Source organism: Bacillus sp. TH17 (assembly GCF_016651125.1).
Lineage (GTDB): Bacteria > Bacillota > Bacilli > Bacillales > Bacillaceae_G > Bacillus_A > Bacillus_A mycoides.
In genome coordinates, this window is record NZ_JAEKEN010000001.1 from 3,042,011 (window position 1) to 3,066,985 (window position 24,975).

General features: G+C 35.0%; 27 protein-coding genes and 1 pseudogene. 8 read left to right on the plus strand and 20 right to left on the minus strand.

From position 1 onward, the window contains the following. Nucleotides 1–17: 17 nt before the first annotated feature. Both hutH and hutP read right to left on the minus strand, forming a co-directional pair. The gene (gene hutH, locus JFT95_RS15445) at nt 18–1,535 is read right to left on the minus strand and encodes a histidine ammonia-lyase (RefSeq protein ID WP_002033511.1); all 1,518 of its coding nucleotides are present in this window, start codon (nt 1,533–1,535) and stop codon (nt 18–20) included. A 102-nt stretch (nt 1,536–1,637) separates the two neighbouring features. Beyond that, nucleotides 1,638–2,078 (minus strand): histidine utilization transcription antiterminator HutP, encoded by a 441-nt coding sequence (hutP, locus tag JFT95_RS15450; RefSeq protein WP_000926519.1) that lies wholly within the window; start codon nt 2,076–2,078, stop codon nt 1,638–1,640. 181 nt (nt 2,079–2,259) lie between these two features. On the opposite strand from hutP, the gene JFT95_RS15455 reads away from it, so the two are divergent. Then, nucleotides 2,260–3,228 (plus strand): class I SAM-dependent methyltransferase, encoded by a 969-nt coding sequence (locus tag JFT95_RS15455; protein ID WP_085960791.1) that lies wholly within the window; start codon nt 2,260–2,262, stop codon nt 3,226–3,228. A gap of 13 nt (nt 3,229–3,241) precedes the next feature. Here JFT95_RS15455 and JFT95_RS15460 read toward each other — a convergent pair whose 3' ends face one another. Together JFT95_RS15460 and JFT95_RS15465 are read right to left on the minus strand one after the other, a co-directional pair. Then, entirely contained in the window at nt 3,242–3,814 is a 573-nt protein-coding gene (locus JFT95_RS15460) for a DJ-1/PfpI family protein (protein WP_002128547.1), read from the minus strand. Further along, on the minus strand, nt 3,811–4,389 hold the full coding sequence (locus JFT95_RS15465) for an AAA family ATPase (RefSeq protein ID WP_201052742.1): 579 nt from the start codon (nt 4,387–4,389) through the stop codon (nt 3,811–3,813). The genes JFT95_RS15460 and JFT95_RS15465 overlap by 4 nt, the downstream gene beginning before the upstream one ends. A gap of 253 nt (nt 4,390–4,642) precedes the next feature. Here JFT95_RS15465 and JFT95_RS15470 point away from each other — a divergent pair, with 253 nt between their 5' ends. Both JFT95_RS15470 and JFT95_RS15475 read left to right on the plus strand, forming a co-directional pair. Continuing rightward, nucleotides 4,643–4,939: a hypothetical protein gene (locus tag JFT95_RS15470; RefSeq protein WP_002033506.1), complete on the plus strand. Its 297-nt coding sequence runs from the start codon at nt 4,643–4,645 to the stop codon at nt 4,937–4,939. Between the two features lie 109 nt (nt 4,940–5,048). Next, entirely contained in the window at nt 5,049–5,480 is a 432-nt protein-coding gene (locus JFT95_RS15475) for a DUF2621 domain-containing protein (RefSeq protein WP_002128549.1), read from the plus strand. Nucleotides 5,481–6,031: 551 nt separating this feature from the next. On the opposite strand, the gene JFT95_RS15480 is transcribed toward JFT95_RS15475, so the two are convergent. Both JFT95_RS15480 and ccdA read right to left on the minus strand, forming a co-directional pair. Continuing rightward, nucleotides 6,032–6,538: a CcdC family protein gene (locus tag JFT95_RS15480; RefSeq protein ID WP_002014224.1), complete on the minus strand. Its 507-nt coding sequence runs from the start codon at nt 6,536–6,538 to the stop codon at nt 6,032–6,034. 90 nt (nt 6,539–6,628) lie between these two features. Further along, complete coding sequence (gene ccdA, locus JFT95_RS15485) at nt 6,629–7,336, minus strand: cytochrome c-type biogenesis protein CcdA (protein ID WP_033729854.1); 708 nt, start codon at nt 7,334–7,336, stop codon at nt 6,629–6,631. 487 nt (nt 7,337–7,823) lie between these two features. Between ccdA and JFT95_RS15490 the strand changes: the two genes are divergently transcribed. Both JFT95_RS15490 and JFT95_RS15495 read left to right on the plus strand, forming a co-directional pair. Beyond that, nucleotides 7,824–8,732: an EamA family transporter gene (locus JFT95_RS15490; protein ID WP_201052744.1), complete on the plus strand. Its 909-nt coding sequence runs from the start codon at nt 7,824–7,826 to the stop codon at nt 8,730–8,732. A gap of 88 nt (nt 8,733–8,820) precedes the next feature. After that, nucleotides 8,821–9,981, plus strand: a complete 1,161-nt coding sequence (locus JFT95_RS15495) for a M20 peptidase aminoacylase family protein (protein WP_201052746.1) — start codon at nt 8,821–8,823, stop codon at nt 9,979–9,981. A 21-nt stretch (nt 9,982–10,002) separates the two neighbouring features. Here the strand turns inward: JFT95_RS15495 and JFT95_RS15500 are convergent, their stop codons facing one another. The 4 genes from JFT95_RS15500 to alsR all read right to left on the minus strand — a co-directional run bounded on the left by JFT95_RS15500 (nt 10,003) and on the right by alsR (nt 13,686). Beyond that, nucleotides 10,003–10,950: an ABC transporter permease gene (locus JFT95_RS15500; protein WP_201052748.1), complete on the minus strand. Its 948-nt coding sequence runs from the start codon at nt 10,948–10,950 to the stop codon at nt 10,003–10,005. Next, nucleotides 10,943–11,854, minus strand: coding sequence for an ABC transporter ATP-binding protein (locus tag JFT95_RS15505; protein WP_201052750.1), 912 nt, complete (start codon nt 11,852–11,854; stop codon nt 10,943–10,945). The genes JFT95_RS15500 and JFT95_RS15505 overlap by 8 nt, the downstream gene beginning before the upstream one ends. Before the next feature lie 94 nt (nt 11,855–11,948). After that, a complete protein-coding gene (locus JFT95_RS15510; protein ID WP_002185137.1) occupies nt 11,949–12,524 on the minus strand; it encodes an FtsX-like permease family protein in 576 nt (191 codons plus the stop codon). A 253-nt stretch (nt 12,525–12,777) separates the two neighbouring features. Then, complete coding sequence (gene alsR, locus JFT95_RS15515; RefSeq protein ID WP_002014396.1) at nt 12,778–13,686, minus strand: acetoin biosynthesis transcriptional regulator AlsR; 909 nt, start codon at nt 13,684–13,686, stop codon at nt 12,778–12,780. Between the two features lie 151 nt (nt 13,687–13,837). Between alsR and JFT95_RS15520 the strand changes: the two genes are divergently transcribed. Together JFT95_RS15520 and JFT95_RS15525 are read left to right on the plus strand one after the other, a co-directional pair. After that, the gene (locus JFT95_RS15520) at nt 13,838–14,203 is read left to right on the plus strand and encodes a CidA/LrgA family holin-like protein (protein WP_000872360.1); all 366 of its coding nucleotides are present in this window, start codon (nt 13,838–13,840) and stop codon (nt 14,201–14,203) included. Next, nucleotides 14,200–14,877, plus strand: coding sequence for an LrgB family protein (locus JFT95_RS15525; protein ID WP_002137763.1), 678 nt, complete (start codon nt 14,200–14,202; stop codon nt 14,875–14,877). Before JFT95_RS15520 ends, JFT95_RS15525 begins: the two co-directional genes overlap by 4 nt. 11 nt (nt 14,878–14,888) lie before the next feature. Here the strand turns inward: JFT95_RS15525 and JFT95_RS15530 are convergent, their stop codons facing one another. Continuing rightward, nucleotides 14,889–15,302: an NUDIX hydrolase gene (locus tag JFT95_RS15530; protein ID WP_002137764.1), complete on the minus strand. Its 414-nt coding sequence runs from the start codon at nt 15,300–15,302 to the stop codon at nt 14,889–14,891. 142 nt (nt 15,303–15,444) lie between these two features. Between JFT95_RS15530 and JFT95_RS15535 the strand changes: the two genes are divergently transcribed. Next, nucleotides 15,445–15,645: a DUF3903 domain-containing protein gene (locus JFT95_RS15535; protein ID WP_201052753.1), complete on the plus strand. Its 201-nt coding sequence runs from the start codon at nt 15,445–15,447 to the stop codon at nt 15,643–15,645. A gap of 320 nt (nt 15,646–15,965) precedes the next feature. Here JFT95_RS15535 and JFT95_RS15540 read toward each other — a convergent pair whose 3' ends face one another. From JFT95_RS15540 to JFT95_RS15580, 9 genes and pseudogenes are all read right to left on the minus strand, one after another. Beyond that, on the minus strand, nt 15,966–16,721 hold the full coding sequence (locus JFT95_RS15540; RefSeq protein ID WP_002137766.1) for a sulfite exporter TauE/SafE family protein: 756 nt from the start codon (nt 16,719–16,721) through the stop codon (nt 15,966–15,968). Nucleotides 16,722–16,829: 108 nt separating this feature from the next. Further along, nucleotides 16,830–16,976, minus strand: a complete 147-nt coding sequence (locus tag JFT95_RS15545; protein ID WP_002014405.1) for a BC1881 family protein — start codon at nt 16,974–16,976, stop codon at nt 16,830–16,832. Nucleotides 16,977–17,142: 166 nt separating this feature from the next. Further along, nucleotides 17,143–17,961 (minus strand): annotated as a pseudogene (locus JFT95_RS15550) (S-layer homology domain-containing protein); the annotation flags it as partial. A 78-nt stretch (nt 17,962–18,039) separates the two neighbouring features. Continuing rightward, nucleotides 18,040–18,609, minus strand: a complete 570-nt coding sequence (locus JFT95_RS15555; RefSeq protein WP_113769570.1) for a hypothetical protein — start codon at nt 18,607–18,609, stop codon at nt 18,040–18,042. Nucleotides 18,610–18,733: 124 nt separating this feature from the next. After that, entirely contained in the window at nt 18,734–19,768 is a 1,035-nt protein-coding gene (locus tag JFT95_RS15560) for a nuclease-related domain-containing protein (RefSeq protein WP_201052755.1), read from the minus strand. A gap of 139 nt (nt 19,769–19,907) precedes the next feature. Then, nucleotides 19,908–20,954, minus strand: coding sequence for a GH25 family lysozyme (locus tag JFT95_RS15565; protein WP_002190411.1), 1,047 nt, complete (start codon nt 20,952–20,954; stop codon nt 19,908–19,910). A gap of 139 nt (nt 20,955–21,093) precedes the next feature. Next, complete coding sequence (locus JFT95_RS15570; RefSeq protein WP_002167811.1) at nt 21,094–22,857, minus strand: ABC transporter ATP-binding protein; 1,764 nt, start codon at nt 22,855–22,857, stop codon at nt 21,094–21,096. Continuing rightward, complete coding sequence (locus tag JFT95_RS15575; RefSeq protein WP_002128572.1) at nt 22,857–24,608, minus strand: ABC transporter transmembrane domain-containing protein; 1,752 nt, start codon at nt 24,606–24,608, stop codon at nt 22,857–22,859. Before JFT95_RS15575 ends, JFT95_RS15570 begins: the two co-directional genes overlap by 1 nt. 124 nt (nt 24,609–24,732) lie before the next feature. Further along, complete coding sequence (locus tag JFT95_RS15580) at nt 24,733–24,954, minus strand: YneF family protein (RefSeq protein ID WP_001132292.1); 222 nt, start codon at nt 24,952–24,954, stop codon at nt 24,733–24,735. Between the last annotated feature and the right edge of the window lie 21 nt (nt 24,955–24,975).

Consider the following 24,975-nt stretch of genomic DNA (forward strand, 5'->3'; position numbering starts at 1 on the left):
CTCTCCCTTTTCTCGTTTTATAGTGCTGCATTTACATCCAATCTTTCCTTTATTGAATAATTCGTTTTTAACCAATGCGCGATATTTTCAATATCCGTTGAGAATATACGGTCATTTGTAATAGAAGGCACTTGCTGACGACCTTGATGATAGAACGTTTTTGTAACTGTACTCATGTTTTCAATTCCGCGATATTCTGCTGCTTGCATCGCACAGATCATCTCAATTGCAAGAACACGTCTTGCATTTTGAATAATTTGATGCGCATGACGTGAAGCGATTGTTCCCATACTTACGTGATCTTCTTGGTTAGCTGAAGACGGAATTGAATCTACACTCGCTGGATGAGCTAACGTTTTATTTTCTGAAACGAGTGAAGCCGCTGCATATTGCATAATCATGGCACCTGATTGAAGTCCTGGTTCTGGACTTAAAAATGGTGGTAAGTCATTTAATTGCGGATTTACTAGGCGTTCAATACGGCGCTCTGAAATATTTGCAAGCTCCGCCATCCCTACTTTTAAGAAGTCCATTGCAAATGCAATTGGTTGTCCGTGGAAATTACCACCAGAGATTACTTTTTCACCGCCATCAAAAATAAGTGGATTATCTGTTGCTGCATTCATTTCAATTTCTAATTTTTCTTTCACATAATTTAAAACTTGCCAAGAAGCACCGTGAACCTGCGGGATACAACGAAGTGAATATGCATCTTGTACACGAAGTTCTCCTTGTTTTGTCACAAGTTTACTATCATGAAGAATATCACGAATTCTGCTTGCCACTTCGACTTGCTCTTTATAACCACGCGCTTTATGAACATTTTCATCGAATGCATCAATAATGCCGCGTAATCCTTCCATTGTCATCGATGCAATTAATTCTGATTGATAAGCACTTGCTTCAGCTTCTATATAAGAAAGAACCCCTTGCGCTGTCATTGCCTGCGTACCATTGATTAACGCAAGACCTTCTTTTGCTTCAAGTTCAATAGGTTCAAGTCCTTCTTCTGTAAGAGCAACCATCGCATGAACTCGTTTTCCTTTGTAGAACACTTCACCTTCACCTAATAAAACGAGAGCAAGATGAGATAAAGGTGCTAAATCACCGCTCGCTCCTAGTGATCCTTGTTGCGGAACGACTGGATGAATTTTACGATTTACAAACTCAAGAAGCATGTTTACAACAAGTGGTCTAACACCCGATACTCCTTTTAACATCGTATTAGCTCGTAAAATCAACATACCGCGTGATACTTCTTCAGGGAATGGATCGCCTATTCCGCACGCATGTGACTGAATTAAGTTGTGTTGAAGTGCTTTTACATCATCTTTTTGAATAAGTACATCACTAAACTTTCCAAATCCAGTTGTAATACCGTAAACGACTTTTCCGTCCTCTACAATTTTCTCGACAACTTCGCGGCACTCTGCCACTTTTTGCATACTAGTTGGGCAAGCTGTTACACCTTCACCTTCAAGTAACAACCTCTTCATTTCTTCAACTGTCAATGTGTGTCCTGTTAACGTAATCATTCTTTTTCCTCCTTATAAAGGCAAAAGGGGACCTTATCTTTTTAAGACAGACTTCTGTCCTAAAAAATAAGGCCCCCTTCTAACTAATAGACTATGGGCAAATCATATGTGATTAATTCCTAAACCAATCGCCTCATGCTCAGATCCTTTTACAGGTGCACCAATCGTTCCATAAAGTGCAACAGCAACCCATTCGCCTTCTTTTTTTCCGTCGTATGGTGTACCGCGCACAATCGCAAAGCGAAGTCCTACTGTACGAAGAACGTCTGCTAACTGAATTTGACCTCTCGTCACTCCGTACAAAGCTTCCATAATTGCATGATAAAGTGCATGTGTTTCTCTGTAAACATCTGTTTCAATAACTCGGTTGCTCTTAGCCGCTGTTTCCATTGCTGCTACTACTTTTTGCGAATTCATAGAACCAACTTTCCCAGTACAATATTTCCAACCTTTCGGAATAGATAATACGGGACTTTCATTCTCATCCGCAAGTGCCAACAGCATGGCCATACGACCAATTCGATGTGTTCCTTGAAGAAGCATGTGACTCTCTCATTTCTTTTGAATTATTTGAATATTACTTAATTTAAGAATATATGAAAACGGTTAAATCGTCAATAGTTTAAAATATTATTCAAGCAATTTTTTATCCCTCTCATACTTGTACTTGTGCACACAATTTATTTACAGATTTTTTTCAGACGTGCTATAGTCTCACTAACAGATGCAAAGGGGCGAAATTTCAGTGGCGAAGCGAAAAGATATTCATTTTCGAATTGAAGAAAAATTACTTACAAGGTTTGAAGACGCACTCCATTACGAAGGTTTAAATAAAACAGATGTATTAACACATGCGATTCAGCAATTTTGTATAAAGGTGGAATGTGAAAAAATGAATGATGTAAAACGCCAATACAACGTAAGTAACCATTTACAAACACGTATCGATACGCATAAACATTACGAAGAAAAACAAGTGAATGTAGATGAAGTCGTCATTGAACATTTACAACTCCAAGGGGAAGAAAAAATATTAGAGGTCGGGTGTGCTAACGGAAAATTTCTTTCCCTTTTGCAAACTAATGGTCATAAAGGACATCTAACTGGTTTTGATCAATCCGAAACTATGCTTTCTGAAGCTGCTATAACGAATAATATGATTGAATGGAAACTCGGTGACGCTAGTAAACTTCCTTTCGAAGCTAATTGTTATGACCTGCTAATCGCAAGGCATATGTTATACCACATGAAAGATGTCGAAAAAACTATTCAAGGATTCCATAAGATAATTCGTCCTGGCGGCGCCCTTTTAGCTACAACAAATTCTAAAGTTTCATTACCTCGTATAGATGAAATGTGTAACAAAATGTTAGTCACATTTGATTTACCAAAAACATCACCGTCAGTAGCTCCATTTTGTTTAGAAAATGGTAAAGATCTATTACACTCTGTTTTTTCAACTGTTGAAGAAACAATTATTCATAATGCACTTGTTTTTCATCATGCCACTCCAATCGTTAACTATATTTCTAGCATGTTCCCGTCGTTGAATATACCTGATAATATGTCCCTTCACACCGAAATGAAGGAATGGCTAAAAGAAGAAATAGAAAATGATTTATCATTTCATAACGGTATATGGCGCGATCCGAAAACGTTAGTGATTTATCGATGTAAAAAAGAAAAGAGCTAGCATTCGCTAGCTTTTACACGTTTTCCGGTAAAAGATTCTCCATCATTATATTGCCCTTTCCACTATAAAAATTTGTATTATGTTCATTCACTACTCCAAAATAGGAGGCAATCGCTAGTCCAAATGGCACAAATGCATGTCCTTGTGCTGTAATAATATTTGCGTGCTGTACAACTTCTGTATACACAAAATTTTCTACTGGAAAACAATCTAATTTTTGATAATCTATGGTCACTGTATAAGAGATTTCTTTTAGTAAACCTGCCCTTGCTAACGCATACGGTCCAGCACAAATCGCTGCCACTAATTTTCCTTGCTCAGAAAATTGACGAATAACTGAAAAAAGCAGTTTCGCCTCTTTCATATGTATTTCATCTCCGCCCGGAATGATAATCCCCTCATATTCTTCTACACGCACTTCACTTAATTCTATATGCGGCTGTACTTGTAAGCCTGTTTCACTTATAATCATTTCTTTTGTTACACCCGCTGTAATGATTTCATATTTCTTTTTCAGCAATGCTGTTGCTACCGTTATTTCAAACTCTGCAAATGTCGGGTATACGAATAATAATATTTTTTTCATAGCCTTTTCTCCCTTAGCCACCCTATAAAATATGCCTCTAATTCGTCCACTGATAATATATTAGTGTCCACATAAGTTACGGGAAATTGTTTATACCATTCTTTTTCAACTTCTACTAATTTAAATTGTTCCTCAAATGTACTTCGATTTCTTGTCCTATCATTATTTCTCCTATCATACAAACTCTCTTTCGAAACATCTAAATAAAAAATTGCATCCGAACGGCATTCTCTTAATTTATACAATTCATCTTTTAATTCTGTTTCTATACCCCACTCTTTCCCTATCATCTTCGGATAAAAGAGTGTATAAAATTCAATATCTTCTGGTCCACGATCAAAAATCACGACTGAGCTTTTCACATTTTGAAACTCTTTTATTTTTGCTTCAATAAAAATTTTTTGATTTGTAATAACCCCCTCTTTTGAGTTCATATCTAAATGTAATTCTTTTCTTTTTTCTACAATTGGATATGGATTTTCGTATATAATTGAAAGCTCATATTGCTCTAACCTTTTTGCCAATGTTGTTTTCCCACTTGCCATCGGTCCTTGGAGTGAAATTACGTATGTCATCCCTCTCATTCCCTTGTACTGTATTACATAAATAATAAACAGAATTTTGAAAACTATCAACAAGATATATATCATCTTGTTTCTTATTCTTATCTAACTTATAATAAAAAATAGAGATTATGACGGACGCAAAATAATGTAAGCTTGGAAATCCAAGCTTACATTATTTTTTGCTTTCCCTTTTCTTATAAAAAGAGTACACTAGATTAGAACGTATGTTCTTAATAATTACATACAGTAAGGAGATAGAACAATGGTATACGACACAAAAGCAATTTCTTGGAATGCATCTTTAAAACAACTTCAACGCCGCTATACAAACAAACAAGTTGACCGAAAAGAATTTGAAGATATTGAACTGATGGAATTCTTCCGCGATAACGACTACATTCCTTTACCTACACATATAAGCGGCCTATCAACAACACGTTTTACTTCTTACTCTATTTTCACAACTGAAGATAAAGATCGTAAAGTTGGCACACTCATCATTGAATATGTAGAAAATGACAATGATATTTTATGTGTTGAACAACTATACTTCGTTTAAATCACAACGCTTGGTCAAAATGATCAAGCGTTCTTGCTTTCTATGAATCTCATTGCTTATAATATAAATAAAATACAAAATATTGCTTTCGTTAAAGGAGGGCATACAATTGCTTGAAGGATGGTTTAGTTGGTTTATAGTCGTTTGGACTGTTGTATTATTAGGGCTTATGTCCATTGGTGGATATTTCATGTTCAGAAAATTCCTAAAACGGTTGCCAAAAGAAGACGGTATGTCCATTTTGGATTGGGAAGATCACTATATTAATAAAACAAGACACTTATGGGCTGACGAACAAAAACAATTGTTAGAAGAACTAGTAAGTCCCGTTCCGGAATTATTTCGCGATGTTGCTAAGTCAAAAATTGCCGGTAAAATTGGGGAACTTGCAATAAAGGAAAACGCTCCAAAAATTACACAAGATTTAATCATACAAGGATATATCGTTGCCACACCGAAGCGCGATCATAAATTTTTAATTAAGAAACTACAAGAAAAAGAGATTGATTATTCTAACTATAAAGCTTTACTTGCAAAGTAAGCCCATTATTCCTTATAAAAAAGATTGCTATTTTATAGCAATCTTTTTTATAAGCTCAACTTACAGTTACTGATTTTGTAGCAATTAATCTCGCTTTCGCTAAATCTATCTGTAACCCTACAGCACTCGTATAAATCGTATCACCAGTACCTGTAATATTTACAGAGGTATATGTTGTATTCGCAGCAATTCATCCTGTTGCATTTATATTTGCAATATTAGATTCGGCTCAAGACACTTAAGCTAAGCGAAATTTCGTCATTAACATTCCACTTTCATGTTGTATCAGTACCATCAAGTGGAGTAATTGTTAATGAAGGAACGTCTCCTATACGATCCAACCTAATCTAACTTAGCCTCCAATTACCGGTGATAAAACTTCAAACCAAATAGTATTCCTTATATCGGTCCATTCATAACGTCAAACTTAAATTGCTTCTTCGATGGTCGACAATTTATACATCACAACTAGAATTGAGGAAGTTACCTTTCAGTGATTAAAAAAAAACAACGTCTAATCAGACGTTGTTTCTTTATACATATAACACTCTTTACGTTAACTTCATATCTTTTTCATTATAAAAACCGTCTTCTTTTTCCATTTCCTTCTGTAATTTCGTAAAGGAACGGTACATTGCAATTCTCCATGACACAATCATCGCGAACGCCAGTAAGAAGAACATGCCACTAAGTTGTCCTAAATCAAGAGATTGGCTTAAGTATGTTTTAAATACAATCCGCACGACAAGTAATCCAATTAGTATAAAAACAAATGCTTTTGAACGCTTCAAATAAATCTCTTGTCCTCTAATTTCAAATTTAGATGTTTTAATAAGAAAAATAGAGAAAAACAAACCGACGCCAATTGCTTCTAACATTTCTGCTGGAGTTAATCGAAATTCAGGAAAAACAAACATCAACGCTCCCGTGCTCATAAAAAATGGGGGAAGTATAATTTTTTTCAATGTTGCAGGTTTCTTAGCTGCTTTTAAACGAATAAACATCGCACCGACAGCCATACAAACAGCAACGATACTTGATAACAGAACTATGTTCATATTTTCTCATCCTTTTTTGTGGCTATATGCAAAATATAATTTTATTATATGCTTTTCCGTTAGTATTTCCAACATTTTCACAGAATAATACTAAAAACCGGTAAAACCACCAAATAAACTTGAGAAATATACGATAATTTTCGTCATCCAGTTAAAATATAGGAAGATACCCATGACAATCATAACGTATCCTCCAATCTTCATGAATTTCATACTATTTCTTTTAATCCAAGACATTTTCGTAATAAAGAATGAAAGTAGGAAAAACGGGATAGCAAATCCAAGTATGTAAGCAATCATATAAATCATTGCCGATTCTGGATTTGTTGCAGCTAATCCAATTACAGACACTAATATAGGTCCAGTACAAGGTGTCCATCCAGCAGCAAAAGCCAATCCAATTAAAACTGAACCAAAATAACCACTCGGACGATTTTTAAACGTAAATTTACGGTCTTGCATTAAAAACTTCGGCTTAAATACACCGACAATAATAAGACCAAACACGATGATAAATATACCGCCTAACTGTCTAATTAAATCTTTATAATTTGTAAAGATGCCTCCAATAAAACTTGTACCAAATCCAATTGCAATAAAAATAATTGAAAAACCAAGTAAGAAAAACGCTGTATGTATCATACTTCTTTTGCGAAGCATTGCATTTTCTTCTTTCAATTCAGAAACCGACATACCTGTTATGTATGATAAAAATGCCGGATAAAGCGGTAAGCAACATGGGGATATAAATGATAAGAACCCAGCTCCAAACGCTAAAAAAATACTAATATCTTGCATTATTCCACTCCTCTCCTCTTCAATATTGTAGCAAAAACAATTGAAAATACTATGGACATTTCATGAATTCACTTTTCCAACATGACAATAAGAAAAACTACCCTTTCACACATTTTCTAATAAAACGTTTTCATTCCCTTCTATTATATAGAAAAATCTCAATTGAATTATGAAACTCTTTCTAATTGTTACTAACATAACAAAGGTTCCACAGTTTCTCAAATGATTAGCACATTACAATTGACTTCACACCTATTGGCCTTAAAAATTTTTTTCAAATGCTGTCTTTATACAACATAAAGCTGATTTTACAATACTTTAATTATTATTAATTTCAAGATTATGCATAAATATCATACTTTTATTATTATTCTATAAAATTTTGCACTTTTCTTTCATTTGACCCTTCATTTTTAATTTTGTATACTTCCCTCTAGTTATATATGTCCGTTACGGAACAATTTCATATAGATGGGAGGAATTTTTCATGCTTCGTTATTCTCTTTTAGTTTTATTAGGAGCGTGTAGTTATGGGGTTTTAGCTATTTTTGTTAAACTTGCATATGCAGAAGGGTTTTCACTTGGAGAGGTAATTGGTAGCCAGTATTTGTTCGGTTGGATTATTTTACTTGCTATTACACTTCTATTTTCTAGACATCGTGTTCCACTAAAACAAATGTTAATTTTATTCGTCGCAGGAACGTCTGCAAGTTTTACTGGAATTTTTTATTACGCTTCTTTAAAAACTGTACCAGCTTCTATTGCAATTATACTTTTATTCCAGTTCGTTTGGGTTGGAATTATCATTGAAGCAGTCGCAACAAAAACATTACCTTCAAGAGAAAAAGTTATTTCAGTAATCTTCTTACTTGCAGGTACATTTTTATCAAGTGGGTTATTAGAAACATCAGCTGGTGATTTCGATACGACTGGAATCATTTTAGGCTTATTATCTGCTATTACATTTGCAACATACATTTTCGTAAGCGGGAAAGTTGCCGTTGAAGTACCTTCTTTACCACGTGGTGTCCTTTTAATGGCTGGCGCTTTAACTTTAGTCATGATCGTATTCCCGCCAACATTTATTTTTAACGGGGCGATCTCTCAAGGCCTTTGGAAATACGGCTTAGGATTAGGAATATTTAGTATCGTTATTCCGTCCATTGCCTTTACAATTGGCATTCCAAAAATCGGTTCTGGATTAGCAACTATTCTTGGTGCAGCAGAACTACCAGTTACAACTATTATGTCTGTATTCGTTTTAAAAGAAGCTGTACTATCTTCACAATGGTTCGGTGTAACACTTATTTTAATCGGTATCGCAATCCCGCAAATTGCATACGCAATGCGTGGGCGTTATCGAAAACAGCATACTCATAAAAAAGTTGCAGCATAAAACGAGAGAGGATTTTCATTTGAGAATCCTCTCTTTTATTATTGTATAATTAATACAAATACTTCACTTAAGAAAGAGGGCATAATAAGTGACATCTATTCCTGATCAATTAACAGAAAAACTTATTTCCATTCGTCGGCATTTACATGAAAATCCAGAACTATCATACGAAGAAATTGAAACGACAAAAGCGATAAAAAATTGGTTAGACGAGGCCAATATCACTATTATTGATTCCAATTTAGAAACAGGAGTTATCGCTGAAATTTCTGGTAATAAAAACGGACCGGTTGTAGCGCTTCGTGCTGATATCGATGCCCTTCCTATCCAGGAAGAAACTGACCTTCCATACACTTCAAAAATACAAGGTAAAATGCATGCTTGTGGGCATGATTTTCATACAGCTGCTGTATTGGGTGCGGCTTACTTATTAAAAGAAAAAGAAGCTTCTCTTAATGGAATTGTCCGCCTTATATTCCAGCCAGCTGAAGAAAGTAGTAATGGTGCTTGCAAAGTTATTGAAGCTGGGCATTTACGTGGCGTGCAAGCTATTTTCGGTATGCATAATAAACCTGATTTACCAGTAGGTACAATCGGTATTAAAGATGGGCCACTAATGGCCGGAGTTGATCGATTTGAAATTGAAATCCATGGTGTTGGTACACATGCAGCTGTGCCTGATGCCGGCGTCGATCCTATCGTTGCATCATCTCAAATCGTTATGGCACTTCAAACGATTGTAAGCCGAAATATTAGTTCTTCTCATAACGCTGTCGTAAGTGTAACAAACATTCATTCAGGGAATACGTGGAACGTTATTCCCGAAAAAGCAATATTAGAAGGAACTGTCCGTACATTCCAAGCTGAAACACGTGAAAAGATTCCGGCATTAATGAAACGTATCATTAATGGCGTTTCTGATGCATTAGGTGTAAAAACAGAATTCCGATTTTATCCAGGTCCTCCTGCTGTTCAAAACGATAAAGTACTCACTGATTTTTCTATTCATATTGCAGAGAAAATGAATCTAAACGTTATCTCTCCTACACCATCAATGGCAGGAGAAGACTTTTCTTTTTACCAACAAGAAATACCAGGTTCATTCGTCTTTATGGGAACAAGTGGTACACATGAATGGCATCATCCAGCTTTTACAGTAGATGAAAAAGCATTGCCTATTAGCGCAGAGTATTTCGCCCTATTAGCCGAAGAAGCTATTCATCAATTATTACAAACAAAAAGCCGTTAAGTTACCCTTAACGGCTTTTGCTTATGCTGTTAAATCTCGTTTTATAAATACAGTATAGGAAACCCCTAAAAATACAGCTAAGTATAGAAGAAGCATACAAGAAGCAAATGGGAATGTTACTCCATCAATAAAGCTTCCACCCTTTAAAAGCCCATATAAATCTGTATTCGCTGGTAATAAATATTTCGCCCATTCATATCTTGCTGCCGGAATTAGCGCTATTCCCCCTGATAATGCAAGAAATAAAGAAATCCCGATTGCACCTCCGCTCGATCTCGTTAAAACGGAAATCATAAAGGCAAATGCAGCATACACAAGAGTTGGTAACCAAGATAAAATATAATATTTACTTGCTTCTACGAAAATATTTTGTTTTATTATATTTCCATTTTGAACGACAAATTCAGCCCAAGCTGGTTGTTGGAATTTATAAATAATCAACCCGCATAATACGGAAAAAATCATATTAAATATAAATAATAATGCCGCAAATATAACGATTGCCAAAAACTTAGATGTTAAAATTTTAAATCGGCTCGCTGGACGAATTGTTAAAAATTTATATGTTCCCCAGCTATATTCATTCGCAAAAATCGTACTCGCATATACGAGAATAAACGGAAGTAAAATTGGAAATACGATAAAACCTGTATCTCTCATAAATGAAAGCGGAGAACTACTTGCTGGCGCTGTATTCGTATCTAAATGCTTCATTTTAAGCTGGTATTCCTTTACAAGCTCGTCTCCTGACTTTTCTTTTAAAATATCCTCTTTTTTCATGCCGAGCTTTTTCTCAATTTCTACAGTGCGTTCTGTATAATCCGCTTTCCACCCTTTTGTTTCTGGCTCTAAATATTTTACCGTAACCCATCCTAATCCAATAATTAATACCGCAATAACTGCAAAAGGAATAATTGTTCGCTTTCGCTTAAATATTTTATACAGCTCGTTATAAACTAAATTAAACAATATCTTTTCCTCCTGTTAATTCTAAAAACTGCTCTTCTAGCGTTTTTCTTTCTTCATATACACGATAAACTTGAATGTTTTTCTCCATCAATGTACGAAGAATATTTGGAACTTCTTCATCTTTCACGTTTATAATTAATTCGTTTTCTTTTACTAAAACATCGTATTCTAAAACCTCTGCCGCTTTATTCGCATCATCTACACGTATATGTATTTCTTCTTTTTCTTCCTTTTTATCACTTTGAATATTTTGTGTTGCGACATATTCTCCATGCTGAATAATAATAACCCTGTCACACATTAATTCAACTTCTGAGAGTAAGTGACTAGAAACAAGAACAGCTTTTCCTTGTTCATGCGCAATTTTCTTTATGTACATCCGCATTTCATGTATACCACTAGGATCTAATCCGTTCGTCGGTTCGTCTAGTATTAATACATCTGGATTATGTATAAGTGCCTGAGCAATTCCTAAACGCTGTCTCATACCGAGTGAATATGCTTTTACTTTACGGTCAACTACTTGTCCCATTCCTAACAATTGCACTACTTCATCGATACGCTCTTCAGTCACATTCCCATTCATTCGTCCGAAATATGTTAAATTTTCATAGCCGCTTAAGAAAGGATAAAATTCTGGTGTCTCAATTACAGCACCAATTTTCGCAGCAGTTTTTTCAAATTGCTGTTTTACAGATTGACCATCAATCCATACTTCGCCTTCTGTCATACGAATCATTCCGACCATCATTCGCATTAATGTCGTTTTTCCAGCACCATTTGGTCCTAATAAGCCAACTACTTCACCTTTTTTCACTTCAAAACTAATATTTTCTACTAAAGTCTTTGAACCAATTCGCTTTGTTAATCGATCAACTTTTACGATCGCTTGCTCATTTATCATTCCATACAACCTTTCTTCTTAACTCTTTTTTTCAGTTCTTCCCACTGTATCATGATTAATAACATGTGTAAAATGAAGAAAAAGCCATGATTTCTCATGCCTTTCTCCTCGTTTCATATGACTTTTCACCCTTTAACCTTTGTGTAAACCTACAACATTGCCACATTGATATTATAATGACGGTTATCATAACAACTGCTGTTATCACTACCGCATACATCGTAATCGGTGCATTGGTTATCCCTTGGATTCCTACTGCTTTCATAAAAATAATAATAAATAATTTCAAAAATAACATACCATGAATTAATCCGAAAACAAAAGCTCCTCCGTAAGTTAATAATTGCTCCTGACATAATAAACATAACATTTCTTTTCCTGTCATATGCATCACTTCATTCGATGTAAACTCCTCTTTTCTTATCTGTAAAAGAGAAGCTGTCATTTTATATGTAATGAAAATACACACAAAAACTATAAATAGAAACATAGCATAAAACCACTTTACAAATATAGGTGTATATTCCGCTTTACTTATTACAACTTCATTGAATCGGAATGATATCATAAAAAAACAAAGCATTGTATTCATAGCAATCCACATAAATTGTTTTAACCTTTGGGCAGCAAATGTTTGTATATTTTTTCTCGCTAACCGAAATAAAGACATAATTTCCCCCTACCTTGCTTCATAACATACGCATTCTATACTACTAGTGTATAAAAATATGACATTTTAAACATCGCACTTCAATCGGAATCTTTACTAAGCCTTTAGTCCTAGAAACCACGCATATTGATCTCCTTAGCATTGAATAAAAAACAAAAAACGGAAATGCACTTTAGTTACATTTCCGTTTTTTGTTTAACGAGGTGAATATTTATATAACTTAATTATCATGACTACCCTGTAACTTCATCAACTATTCAACCTTCGCATCTTCCACTTCAATCCTTTTTTTCTCTCTTGCAATTTTCAAAAACTCTAACAACTCTGGATTGTTATTCATTTTTTTATAAGCCACTGACATTTCTGCAACAAAATTAGAATCACATAACTCTTTATATACAACTTCTGTTCTATACAATTTATTTGCGGATACAGGTATTACCGTAATTCCAATACCTGCCGCTACAAGCCCCATAACAGTTTGATACTCCGTTGCTTCTTGTACAATGTGCGGACTAAAGCCTACATCACGGCAAAGCGATAAAATTGTATCATATAACGCTGGCCATACTGGTCTCGTAATAAATACGAACGGTTCATCCCTTAAATCTTCGATATGTATTTCGTCCTTTTCAGCAAGAGGATGTGCCTTCGGTAAACATAACGTACATGAAAGTTTTTGAATTGGTTCTAACTCAAGTAATTGCGTTGGAATTGGCGGACGTAAAAATCCAATATCAATTCGATTATCATGAAGTGCATGCACCTGATCCGGTGTGGACAATTCATGTAATGCTACAGACACTCTCGGAAATTTCTTTCTATACTCTCTGACGATTGACGGTAAAATATCATATATCGCCGCACCTACAAAACCAATTGAAAGTGATCCAACTTCTCCCCTTTGAGCACTTTGTGCAACTTCTACTGCTTTTTCAATTTGTTCAAACGCTTTTTTTACTTCTTTTAAAAACATTTCTCCTGCTTCTGTTAATTCAACCTTTCTCTTCGTTCTTGAAAATAACATAACTCCCATTTCTTTTTCTAATTGCTGAATTTGTTGACTAAGCGGTGGTTGTGTCATTTGTAAACGAGCAGCTGCTCGTCCAAAGTGTAATTCCTCTGCCACTACAACAAAATATTGCAAATGCCGTAATTCCATTTTGGACACCCTTTTCACTTTCGATTAATACATCTAATATATTAATAACATATAATTTATATATTAGACAAATATTTCGAATGAACGTATAGTAGAAATTGTTAATTCTTTTTTACAATTTTTATGTAAAAAACAAAGAGGTGGTTACTGTATGAAATGGTGGAAGTTAAGCGGACAAATTTTATTATTATTTTGTTTCGCTTGGACAGGTGAATGGATTGCAAAACAGGCACACCTCCCAGTTCCAGGAAGTATAATCGGTATTTTTTTATTGTTAATCTCATTAAAATTTAATATAGTGAAAAAAGAATGGATACAAGACGGTGCAGACTTTTTATTAAAAGAACTTATTTTATTTTTCATCCCTTCTGCAGTCGCTGTCATTCGTTACAAAGATACATTATCACAATATGGAATCGATCTCATTTTAATTATCGTGATTAGTACACTTTGTGTTACTCTCGTAACAGGACTTTTAACAGAATTGTTATTAAAGCGGAAAGGATCAACACAATGATCGGCTTTCTTTGTTTACTATTAACACTATTCACATATTGGGTATCTAAAAAAATGTATCAACGCTGGAATTGGAGTCTGCTTTCTCCCCTTCTTGTATGCCCAATCATTTTAATAGCTTTATTACTTGGATTAGATACACCATACGAAACCTACGAATCTGGTAGTCATTGGCTAACAGAATTATTAAAACCTGCAACAGTTGCTTTCGCATGGCCAATCTATAAACATTTTGATCTATTAAAAAAACACGGCACTGCTATTTTAATTAATGTCATTGTCGGTTCTTTTCTATCTGTTATTACTTCCGCACTACTAGCTAATTTTTTTCAAATTGACTCTACAATAGAACAAAGTTTAGCACCGCACATTGTAACAACACCTATTGCAATGGCTATTTCAGAAATGATTGGCGGCATGTCACAATTAACAGCAGTTTTCGTTGTATTAACTGCCTTAACTGGAGCGTTATTCGGTCCTACACTCATACGCATATGCCGTATTAAAACAGCGCTCGCAAAAGGTATAATGCTAGGTACTAGCGCGAATGGGACCGGAACATCAAAAGCATTTGAAATCGGTCCTGTAGAAGGTACAATTGCAAGTTTATCAATGCTTTTAACAGCTGGAGCTAGTTTAGTTATCGTTCCACTTTTCTTATCTTGGATACACTAAAAAGCAAGTATTTACACACTTGCTTTTTTATTTACATATCGGTATATTAGCTCGTAATCCTCTGGAAAAGCTAATGATAATTTTCCAACTTCATGTATCCCTTTCCAATCAATCTCATGTATTAACTCATCCGGATCTTGGATTTTCATATTACCGCCTATTTTTTTAACAAAGTAATAATGAACATACACCGGAATCCCGTATGTAATACCTTCTTTTTCGTATATTTTATTTACAACCTCCACATTGTAGCCTGTTTCCTCCCAAACTTCCCTGATACAACATTCTTCTAGTGTTTCTCCCTTTTCAAGTCCTCCACTTGGGACAGACCACCTTTTTTCTTCCCCTTCTTTTCCTTGCAATACCATTAAAATTTCATTTCTTTCATTCATACAAATAGCTGCCGTACCTATCCATCTCTCCATATACATCCCTCCCCTACTAAAATTCACCTTCTTTTTTATTTCCCCTTTGAAAAAAAGAGGAAATAAGTAAAAAGATGCCGAAAGTTTACATCAACTTCATGAGCAGTCCCTTCTTAGAAATTCAAACCGGAAGGATGAAATTATGATTTCTAAATATGTTGTGGAATGTGTTTTTTGTGAAGAAAACCGAAAACCTCGGCAAGCCATTGTCACAGTGCCTGCTACTTCTCAGCTACTAGCCATTCAAAAAGTACGAACTGAATGTAAACGTCGCTTCGGAAAAACTTTATTATTGCAAACAGAAATTAAAGAAGACTTACTCATTGAACAAAAAGAAAGCTGACCATAAATTGGCCAGCTTTCTTATCCGATCATATTTTCACATGAAGATTAGGGGCATCCTCTTTAAGGATCGGGATTTACCCATTATGTGCGTTCCATAATGGTCATCGAACAATATATTTCTATACAATAAACTATTGAATAGAATAGGGCAAAACTTGTTCGCATTTTTAGAAAAGGGATAGGGATATAATTCAAGTAATACTTCGAATACTCGAACTTTATACTCATTATATTAAAGCAAATCCTTTTATATGAGAAATATGAATTACTTACATAATTCATTCGTAAAATATATTAATAGATTTCTATATATTCTCTTTAATCTACTAACAACATACATCCAGCTAATATTGGTGTCATAATCATCGAAAATCTTAGAAGCATGCGAGGTGCATAATTTGTAAACTTAGCTCCTATATATGCTCCTAACATTGTCCCGATTAAAACTTGTACTAATAATACATAATCTAAATACCCTTCCGAACTATATCCAAACCCACCTCCAATTGCGATTGGTAATATAACGAGCATTGTCGTCCCTACAGATTGACGGATTGTTAAACCTAATAGAACCATTAATCCGAGTTGGATAAAAGGTGCTGAGCCAATACCAAATGCACCTGCTAAAATTCCAGTCACCAATCCGAGGAATATACATTTAATCACGTTATCTTTCGAAAGTTCTTTATGCCCTTTTAAAGACGACTGTGATCTTTTTTGAAACATAATCAACCGAATAAACATAAAAATTGCCGATAAAAATAACATACCAGCTGTAAACCAATGCAACAGATGTGCTGGTATTAACGAACCAAACTTTGAACCAATAAAGGAACCAATCGCGCCAAATCCCCCAACAACTCCGCCTATTACAAGCACAACATTCCCTTCTCGGTAATGACTTACTACTCCAGATAATGTCGTAAATGCCATCGCAGTTAAAGATGTTGCAAGAGCAACATGAATAGGGATATGGAATACTAGAGTGAGTATCGCGATGATAAATCCTGCTCCCCCTGCTCCGACAAATCCTAATAAAACTCCCATTAATAACATTGTTATAATAATTGCCACATAATTCCCCTCCAATATCCCAATTATCTATCATATACACACTTCCATACAAACAAAAAGCACCCTAAGCGGATGCTCTGACTACTTTTCTTTATTGATAATATGTACTTAATCTTGATTAATTAAAATAACAGCTGGACCAGAAACAACTACTCCGGCCACTTCTATCTTTTCAAATTCCATCACTGTAATAGATATAACCCCTTCTCTTTCCATCAATTCCTTACTCAGGACTTCAGTCGGTATTGATTTCACCGTCCTACCTCCTTTTCATTTTATACAAAATTACAAAAAACTACCCAATGCATCTAAATATATGCATCACCTCCGCTTTCATTCCTTATTCCAGTCAAAATTCACATCACCTTTCTATAACATATTGAAAAATAAAAAAGCACTCGCCAAAGCGAATGCCTTTCCATTATTTACTCTCTATTACTTTTAACATTCTATTAATAAATGCTGCCGATTCCCCACGTGTTGCAGAACCTTTTGGCATAAACTCATTATTCTCATTCCCTTTTACGATACCTAGCCCATAAACACGTTGAACCGCCTGTTTATCATACGCTAAATTTTGATCCGTAAATGGTAATGGAACTAAATTACCTTTAATATTTTTGAATTGCAATGCACGATCAATCATAATGACAGCTTCATCACGTTTAATCGTATCATTCGGAGCAAATATATCATTTCCTCGTCCACTTATAATCCCAGCACTAGCTGCACGATTAATACCATCTACTAGCGATGGATGAGCTGTGCTTAAATCTTTGAAATTCGATTTCCCCTCTGGTAATTGCAATGATCTTGAAACTAAATTCGCAAATTCACCACGTGTTACAAGACGTTCTGGCCAGTAAGAACCCTTCCCGTCTCCAACCATAATACCTCTTTTATCTAATTCACGAATATTTGCTTCATACCAACCGCCAGTTATATCATCTTTATGATTCGCATCATAATAAGCTTTCGTTCCCTGTAAAAATGGCTCCCACGCATTATTCCTTATCATAATGGCCGGACAATTCTTTCCGCTCCAAAATTGATGTTTTTTTACATTTTCTAAAGGAATATTTAATTCCCCCATTAAATAGGCTGCTAGTTTGCGAGCATTTTCCACAGCTTTATTATAATCACCATCTTGATTGACAGCAATTTCAATTGCAATTGATTCTCTGTTACCGGTTCCTTCTGATCCATCTCCAGCATGCCAACCATTTTCATTTATAGGAATGACTACTATTTGCCTACTTTTTCTATATTGGAATATAGAAAAGAAGCTATAAAAGATATAGCTTCTCCTCTCACTATTTCAATCTCGTTGTACCTTATACTCTATAACTCTACCATCTTTATCAAATTGCAAAACAAGACATTCACTATCTATAGGAATGAAACCACGTTCATTCCCAAGATAGTATAGTGTAGTAATTCCCGTTTCCAAACTGCTTGTTTTCGTAGGGGCCCCTAACAATTTTGTAATTTCCTCGTTTGATTTCCCTATCAATTTATGCTCCTGTAATAGGTCATCTACCATATGTACTCGTTTTTCTTCATAATTTAACCACCGATCCTGATTAAAATTTGAAGTGTATTTATTTATACTTAATTGTACGGTGCATACTAGCAATGGAATGAGACCTACCATCATTATAGTGAACAGTTGTTTCTTACCTTTATCACGTCTTGCCGAAACATGTAAGATAGACTTTTGAATAATAACTAATAAAATAAAAGGCATTACTACCACCAAAATACTCATTACACTCAATGACACATGAACCATATCAATAACGAAAATAAACGCAATGTACATTAATATATGCAAACAAATATAAATGTACAACATTCCCCACAATATAGAGCTTTTACCTTTCTCCACCCAAATAACACCTACTTTATCCCGCTATTTGCGGGCAGTTAGACTCCCACCTCAAAATTCGGCTGTAAAGGGTAGAAGTCGGGTTGCCCATAAACCCCCACTAATTAAAGTTTTACTTTATTTTTCACTTCGCAACATAATTCATCTTGCCAATCATATCTCTAATCTTTTGTAGTTCTCGTGCTGTATATATTACTTTACTTGTTAAAACTTCATTTCTGAAAAACGTTACAATTTGCTCTCTATCTTTAAATCTCGGCAATTCTTCATTAGAAAGATCAATAACTTCTTTTCCACTCTCATTTTCAAAATATACAATTGGTTTTACTTTTTCCTTTACAATATCTACTTGCATTTCTTCCAAACAATTATCTAAAGTTTGAGATAGCATTTTCGCTTTATACGCTGGATTCCCTTCATTTCTTACTTGCAAAGTTAATGAAGTTCCATCCGTAATAAATTCAAATGTCTCTTCTTTTTCAATTTCATGTTGATACTTACCAATTTCCTCAATCATAAATGAATATATACCCGCATTTTCTTTCGTTAAGCCATGGATTAATTTCCCTGTCCATTCTTTCGTCTCAAGTAGATAAATACCAGTTTTACATAAGATAAGGTGTTGAATTCGATTATCATTTATGTCACGTTTATCTCTATATTTATTGCGTATCATAAAAACGTTCGGTATAATATGAAACTCTTCTTCTAGTATTATTCCTTGCTCAACGAAACCTCGCTTCATATAATGTAATATTTCATGCGCATTCACTTCAGCACCATTTTTGGTATATTCTCGTAAATCCGCAATTAAATTTTGAAACATATGTACTTCACTACTATGCTTATCTTGCATTTCACTACGTTCTTTACTATGTTGAACAGCCAATTGATTTTTCATCATACGCATATTTTCAAGTTCTCTAGCTGTATTCACTTGTAAATCATTATATTTTTTCTGTTCCATATTCTTTAAAGTATCCTGTTGTTCTTTATGCCCTGTAATCGTAGCTGCAATCTCATTTTCATACGTTTCAATCGCTTGTTTCTTTTCAAACTCTACTTGCTGACTCTCTGATTCTAACTGTTTATTTTTATAAAACAGTACAAACACTACAGCTAATAATATTAAAATCCCACCTATTAGCACATACTCCATATTATTACTCCTTTATTTCATCTCCGATTATTTTTAAACATATATCAATTACATTATACTATGTTATCAATATATACTTTGTAAAAATTATATATTTTTCATAAAAGGCACCTCAGTCGAGATACCTTTTAGATTCACTTTATTGTACACCATACTGAATATAACTTGAATCATAGTATACCCATTGATTTGTCCCTAAGCAAAGCCATCCATCTTGCTTACTCCATACTCGATATGATTCACCATGATGTAACTGTCTTATAACATTCCCGTTTAATGATGGAGCATCTCGCAGATTCACATTATCGCCAGTAATAGTTGCTACATAATGTTTATACTGAATATAACTTGAATCATTATATACCCACTGATTTGTCCCTAAGCAGAGCCATCCATTTTGTTCTCCCCAAACTTCATATGATTCGCCACGATTCAATTGGCGAATTACACTAGACTGTAAAGATGGTCCACTTCGTAAATTCACATTATCTCCATTAATTACAGCAACTCCGTATACTGGAGTCGCATTATTAGGCGTGGAAACATTCCCTCCACCACTTGCTCCATTTCCTTGTAAAGCTTCTAATGAAACAGCTGCTGATACGTCACAATTTCCTACACCTGAAATTTGCCCAGAATCTGTGTACTGCCATGCTGTCCACTCTGTCCATCCACCAGCATCAGCAGGCGGTATACTAGAATATTTGGAAATCCAAAGTGGAATGTCACTTAACCCGCTAATTCCAAATTCATTAATATACCAAACTCCTGTATATAACATTACATTTTTCCCAGTAGCTTGTTTCACATAATTTACGAAACTTCTTGCCCAATTCGATATAGTCGCACCCGTTAAACTACTATTGCTAGTATCCGTTGGCGATTCTAAATCTAAAACAGGGATTAAGTCCGTCTGATTACTCTGTAATATATTCACAAAATGTTTCGCTTCTGAAATGGCATCATTTTGTTCTGGGTGCGCAAAATGATATGCACCAATTAATACATTCGCATCTCTCGCAGCTTGTACATTTTGAACGAAAGTAGGGTCAATATAGTTCACACCTTCCGTCGCTTTTGCATACGCCGCTGGAATGCCAGATGACTTCACAGCATTCCAATTAATGTTTCCTTCCCAATGAGACACATCAATAAATGTAATATTTGAACTGGATCTATTTTGCATATAAAAGCTCCTATCAAATTTTGTTATTCTATATACAATATGTACAACTCTAGTTAAAGGACACGACAAATCTCTCACATATTCCGAAAATTTTATTACATTTTAATATCTGAGAGAATAGAAAAAAGACCTTGTAATTCTACAAGGCCTGTTGCAAACTCCCTTTATTTTGTAGCAAGTACATATTGTAGTAAAGTCCTTGTTTACTAAGTAACTCTTGATGTGTTCCACTTTCTACAATTTCCCCTTCATGCATAACAAATATTTGATCCGCATCTTGGATTGTAGACAATCTGTGCGCAATCGCTATCGTTGTTCTACCTTTTCGCATTTGCTGCAATGCCGTTTGGATAGCCTCCTCTGTTTCTGTATCAATATTTGCCGTCGCTTCATCTAACACTAATACTTTCGGATTGGTTGCTATCGTTCTAGCAAAAGCAATTAATTGCCTTTGACCACTAGAAAATGCAGCTCCTCTTTCGACAACTTCTGTATCATACTGCTCTGGTAATTTTTCAATAAACGTATTCGCTTGCACAAACTTTGCCGCTTCCTCTATCTCTTCATCCGTAATCTCTTCATTATACATACGAATATTTTGCTTTACATTTCCAGCAAATAAAAATGCATCTTGCAGCACAAGACCAATTTTCTTTCGAATTTCTTGTTCTTCGAACTTCTCTAAATCTACTCCGTCTATTACTATATTTCCTGATTTAATATTGTAAAATCTCATTAATAAATTCATAATCGTACTCTTCCCGCTACCAGTATGCCCTACGAAAGCAACCGTTTGCCCTGACTTTACGTGAAAAGATACATTTTTTAAAACGTCACGCTTTCCATCATATGAAAAAGTAACATCTTTAAACTGAATTTCCCCGTTAGCTACTCGTGGCTGTTCACTCCCCATTTGAATAGGAGCTAAATCTTTATCATCCATTAAATGAAATACACGCGATGATGAAACAAGCGCTTGCTGGAAGAAAGATAGTTTCATCATCATCTCATTTACCGGCTGGAAGAAACGATGAATATAGTTAACGAAAGCATATAAAACCCCTACTTCAACAGGACTCTTTAAAGCATCGATTCCGAATAAACCAAGTACTACCGCAATTGCTACAATATGAACAAGATCTGTTGCTGGACGTAAAAGTAATGCATCTAATTTCAATGTACGACGTCCAGCACTAAAATGTTTATTGTTCACTTCTTCAAATTCTTTTCTCATCCGCTTTTCTTGCCGGAACACCTGAACAATATTCATACCTTGAATGGACTCATTTAATTTTGCATTTAATATACTCAGCTGATTACGTACCTCTAAATAAAAAGCTGCACTTTTCCGTTGATACAACACCATAATTGCAAACATTACCGGAATTAATATGAGCGAAAATAGCGCTAATTTTACATCTAATAAAAACATCGCTACTAAAATCCCTACTAAAAAGACTACATTTTTCACGAATGTTGATAGTACACTAACATAAAAATCCTTAATCGCTTCTGTATCATTCGTTATGCGAGATACGAGCGTACCAATCGGCGTACGATCAAAGAAGCTTAATGACAATTTTTGAACATGTTCATACACTTCAACTCGCATATCTTGGACAATCTTAAAAGCGATATTTTGAAAGTACAATAAGTCTAAATAAGTAAATAATACTTTTAATAAATGAGCAATAATATACACTACAAATAGGGTTACAAGTGCTGATTGTTCAAAGTTACCTGGCACTAAGTGTTCATCAAGAAATTGTTTAATTAAAAAAGGACCCATCATTTCAGTTACAGTTGCACCAACTAGAAATAAAAATGCTACCGCCAATAACCCTTTATAGGGCCTCATATAAGAAAGCAACCTTCTTAAATCACTCCGTTTTTTCTCAGCCATCATACGCCTCCTTTCTCTACTAATGCCTCTAACTGCTGGCTTTCGTACATTTCTTTATACCAACCATTTTCTTTCATTAATTGCTCATGTGTCCCTCGCTGCATAACCCTACCTTCATCAATAACAAGAATAAGATTTGCATGCTGAATAGCACTTAAACGATGGGCAGTAATAATCGTCGTTTTCTCTGCCCTTTCTCGTTTCAATGCAGTTAAAATAGTTTCTTCTGTTTTTGCATCTACGGCTGATAAACAATCATCTAATATTAAAATTTCAGCATTTGTTAATAATGCACGCGCAATAGAGATTCTCTGTTTTTGACCTCCTGATAGTGAAACGCCCCTTTCACCTACTACAGTGTCATACCCTTCTGGAAATTGAAATATATCATTATGAATACAAGCAATATCAGCAGCTCGGCTAATTTCTTTATATGTAGCATCGGCCTTTCCAAAAGCAATGTTCTCCCCAATACTCGCTGAAAATAAAAAGTGATCTTGCGGTACATATGAAATTGCAGAACGCACACCGTGAAGTGTTAAATCTCGAATATCCCGCTCCCCAACTTTTAATTCACCATTAAAATGATCATACTCTCGAATTAAACATTTTAATAACGTCGTCTTCCCTGCACCGGTACGCCCTACAACTCCTAATGTTTCACCTTTTCTTAAGTTAAAGTAAATATCTTTTAAGTTTAATAGTTCATTCTTTTTATAAGAAAACGAATCAACAGCAAACGAAACATCACCACTTGCTATAGTATTTATAGCATTGTCCCTATTCACTACATCTGAAGTTTGTGAAAGTATTTTCTCCACACGATCATACGAAGCACGTCCACGCTCCATAATATTAAATAGCCATCCAAACGCTAACATTGGCCATACAAGTGTCCCTAAGTACGTTGTAAATGTTACTAATTCCCCTACAGTTAATTCACCTCGTACGACTAATAATGATCCGTAACAAATTGCGATCAAAAATGAAAATCCGACAATTAGGGAAATCGTTGGATCGAATAACGAGTCAATACGTGCAACTAGCATATTTTTATGTACGACATCTTCAGATTTCTTCCGAAACGCTTGTAAATCCTCTTTCTCTTGTCCAAGTGAGCGAATTACCTTCATCCCACTCATACTTTCTTGTACTTTATCATTGATTTCAGAAAACGATTGCTGTGCCTTATGAAATCTTCTATGCAATAAAGTTCCATAATAATTTGTAGAAATAGCTACAATTGGCATCGGAATTAAACTTAATAACGTTAACTTCCAACTAATTGTAAATCCCATCGCTACGAGTACACATCCTCCAACAGCTAATGAATCAACGAGTGTTAAAACACCTGCCCCCGCAGTTTGCTGAATCGCCTGAATATCATTTGTCGCATGTGCCATCAAATCGCCTGTGCGACGTGATTGATAAAAGGATGGGCTCATCTTAGTAAAATGTTCATATAGATTCTTTCGCAGTTGACGAGCTAGTTTTAAAGAAGATCCAAAAATCATAATACGCCATAAGTAACGTAATATATACATCGTAATTCCTACAACTACTAATAGAATAACCCAGTTCAACAATTTTTCAGACGTTAATGTTCCATTATTAATTTCATCTACTACAATGCCCAGTACTCTTGGCGCTACAAGTTCAAGAAGCGCGACACCAAATAACATAATAATTCCGATTATGTACGCTCGTTTTTCTTGCTTAAAAAACCAAGCTAAATTAAAAAACACTTTCATATTTATCCTCCTCCCTTAAAATGAGCGATGTTTTCAGTTTACCAAAAACACAGAATTTTTAAAAGTTTTAAATATCTTTTATAACCAAAAGAAAAGGGCACTCGGTAAGAGTGCCCTTTGGCGCTTATTTCGTTTGTTGCTTGTTCATCGCGCTCATCATTTGATTGATTTTCTTTTGGGAAGGTTTTTGTCCCATTTGCATCATCATCATTTTTAACATTTGTTCGTTAATTGGTGGATTTTTTTGTAAGTAATTCATCATGTATTTGCGGGCAATGAAAAATCCTAACGCCACGCCTGCTACTAGTGCTACTACGCCCACTAGAATACCTAACCACATTGGCATATCTTTTCCTCCTTCATGTTG

Coding starts and splice junctions, on each gene's coding strand:
- JFT95_RS15460 (WP_002128547.1), bottom strand. CDS start 3,814: ATGAAAAAAATATTATTATTCGTATACCCGACATTTGCAGAGTTTGAA.
- JFT95_RS15575 (WP_002128572.1), bottom strand. CDS start 24,608: ATGAAAGTGTTTTTTAATTTAGCTTGGTTTTTTAAGCAAGAAAAACGA.
- JFT95_RS15480 (WP_002014224.1), bottom strand. CDS start 6,538: ATGAACATAGTTCTGTTATCAAGTATCGTTGCTGTTTGTATGGCTGTC.
- alsR (WP_002014396.1), bottom strand. CDS start 13,686: ATGGAATTACGGCATTTGCAATATTTTGTTGTAGTGGCAGAGGAATTA.
- JFT95_RS15470 (WP_002033506.1), top strand. CDS start 4,643: ATGGTATACGACACAAAAGCAATTTCTTGGAATGCATCTTTAAAACAA.
- hutH (WP_002033511.1), bottom strand. CDS start 1,535: ATGATTACGTTAACAGGACACACATTGACAGTTGAAGAAATGAAGAGG.
- JFT95_RS15505 (WP_201052750.1), bottom strand. CDS start 11,854: ATGATAAATGAGCAAGCGATCGTAAAAGTTGATCGATTAACAAAGCGA.
- JFT95_RS15565 (WP_002190411.1), bottom strand. CDS start 20,954: ATGCAAAATAGATCCAGTTCAAATATTACATTTATTGATGTGTCTCAT.
- JFT95_RS15535 (WP_201052753.1), top strand. CDS start 15,445: ATGATTTCTAAATATGTTGTGGAATGTGTTTTTTGTGAAGAAAACCGA.
- JFT95_RS15465 (WP_201052742.1), bottom strand. CDS start 4,389: ATGACATACGTAATTTCACTCCAAGGACCGATGGCAAGTGGGAAAACA.
- ccdA (WP_033729854.1), bottom strand. CDS start 7,336: ATGCAAGATATTAGTATTTTTTTAGCGTTTGGAGCTGGGTTCTTATCA.
- JFT95_RS15525 (WP_002137763.1), top strand. CDS start 14,200: ATGATCGGCTTTCTTTGTTTACTATTAACACTATTCACATATTGGGTA.
- JFT95_RS15520 (WP_000872360.1), top strand. CDS start 13,838: ATGAAATGGTGGAAGTTAAGCGGACAAATTTTATTATTATTTTGTTTC.
- JFT95_RS15510 (WP_002185137.1), bottom strand. CDS start 12,524: ATGTCTTTATTTCGGTTAGCGAGAAAAAATATACAAACATTTGCTGCC.
- JFT95_RS15490 (WP_201052744.1), top strand. CDS start 7,824: ATGCTTCGTTATTCTCTTTTAGTTTTATTAGGAGCGTGTAGTTATGGG.
- JFT95_RS15570 (WP_002167811.1), bottom strand. CDS start 22,857: ATGGCTGAGAAAAAACGGAGTGATTTAAGAAGGTTGCTTTCTTATATG.
- hutP (WP_000926519.1), bottom strand. CDS start 2,078: ATGCTTCTTCAAGGAACACATCGAATTGGTCGTATGGCCATGCTGTTG.
- JFT95_RS15530 (WP_002137764.1), bottom strand. CDS start 15,302: ATGGAGAGATGGATAGGTACGGCAGCTATTTGTATGAATGAAAGAAAT.
- JFT95_RS15580 (WP_001132292.1), bottom strand. CDS start 24,954: ATGCCAATGTGGTTAGGTATTCTAGTGGGCGTAGTAGCACTAGTAGCA.
- JFT95_RS15560 (WP_201052755.1), bottom strand. CDS start 19,768: ATGGAGTATGTGCTAATAGGTGGGATTTTAATATTATTAGCTGTAGTG.
- JFT95_RS15455 (WP_085960791.1), top strand. CDS start 2,260: ATGCAAAGGGGCGAAATTTCAGTGGCGAAGCGAAAAGATATTCATTTT.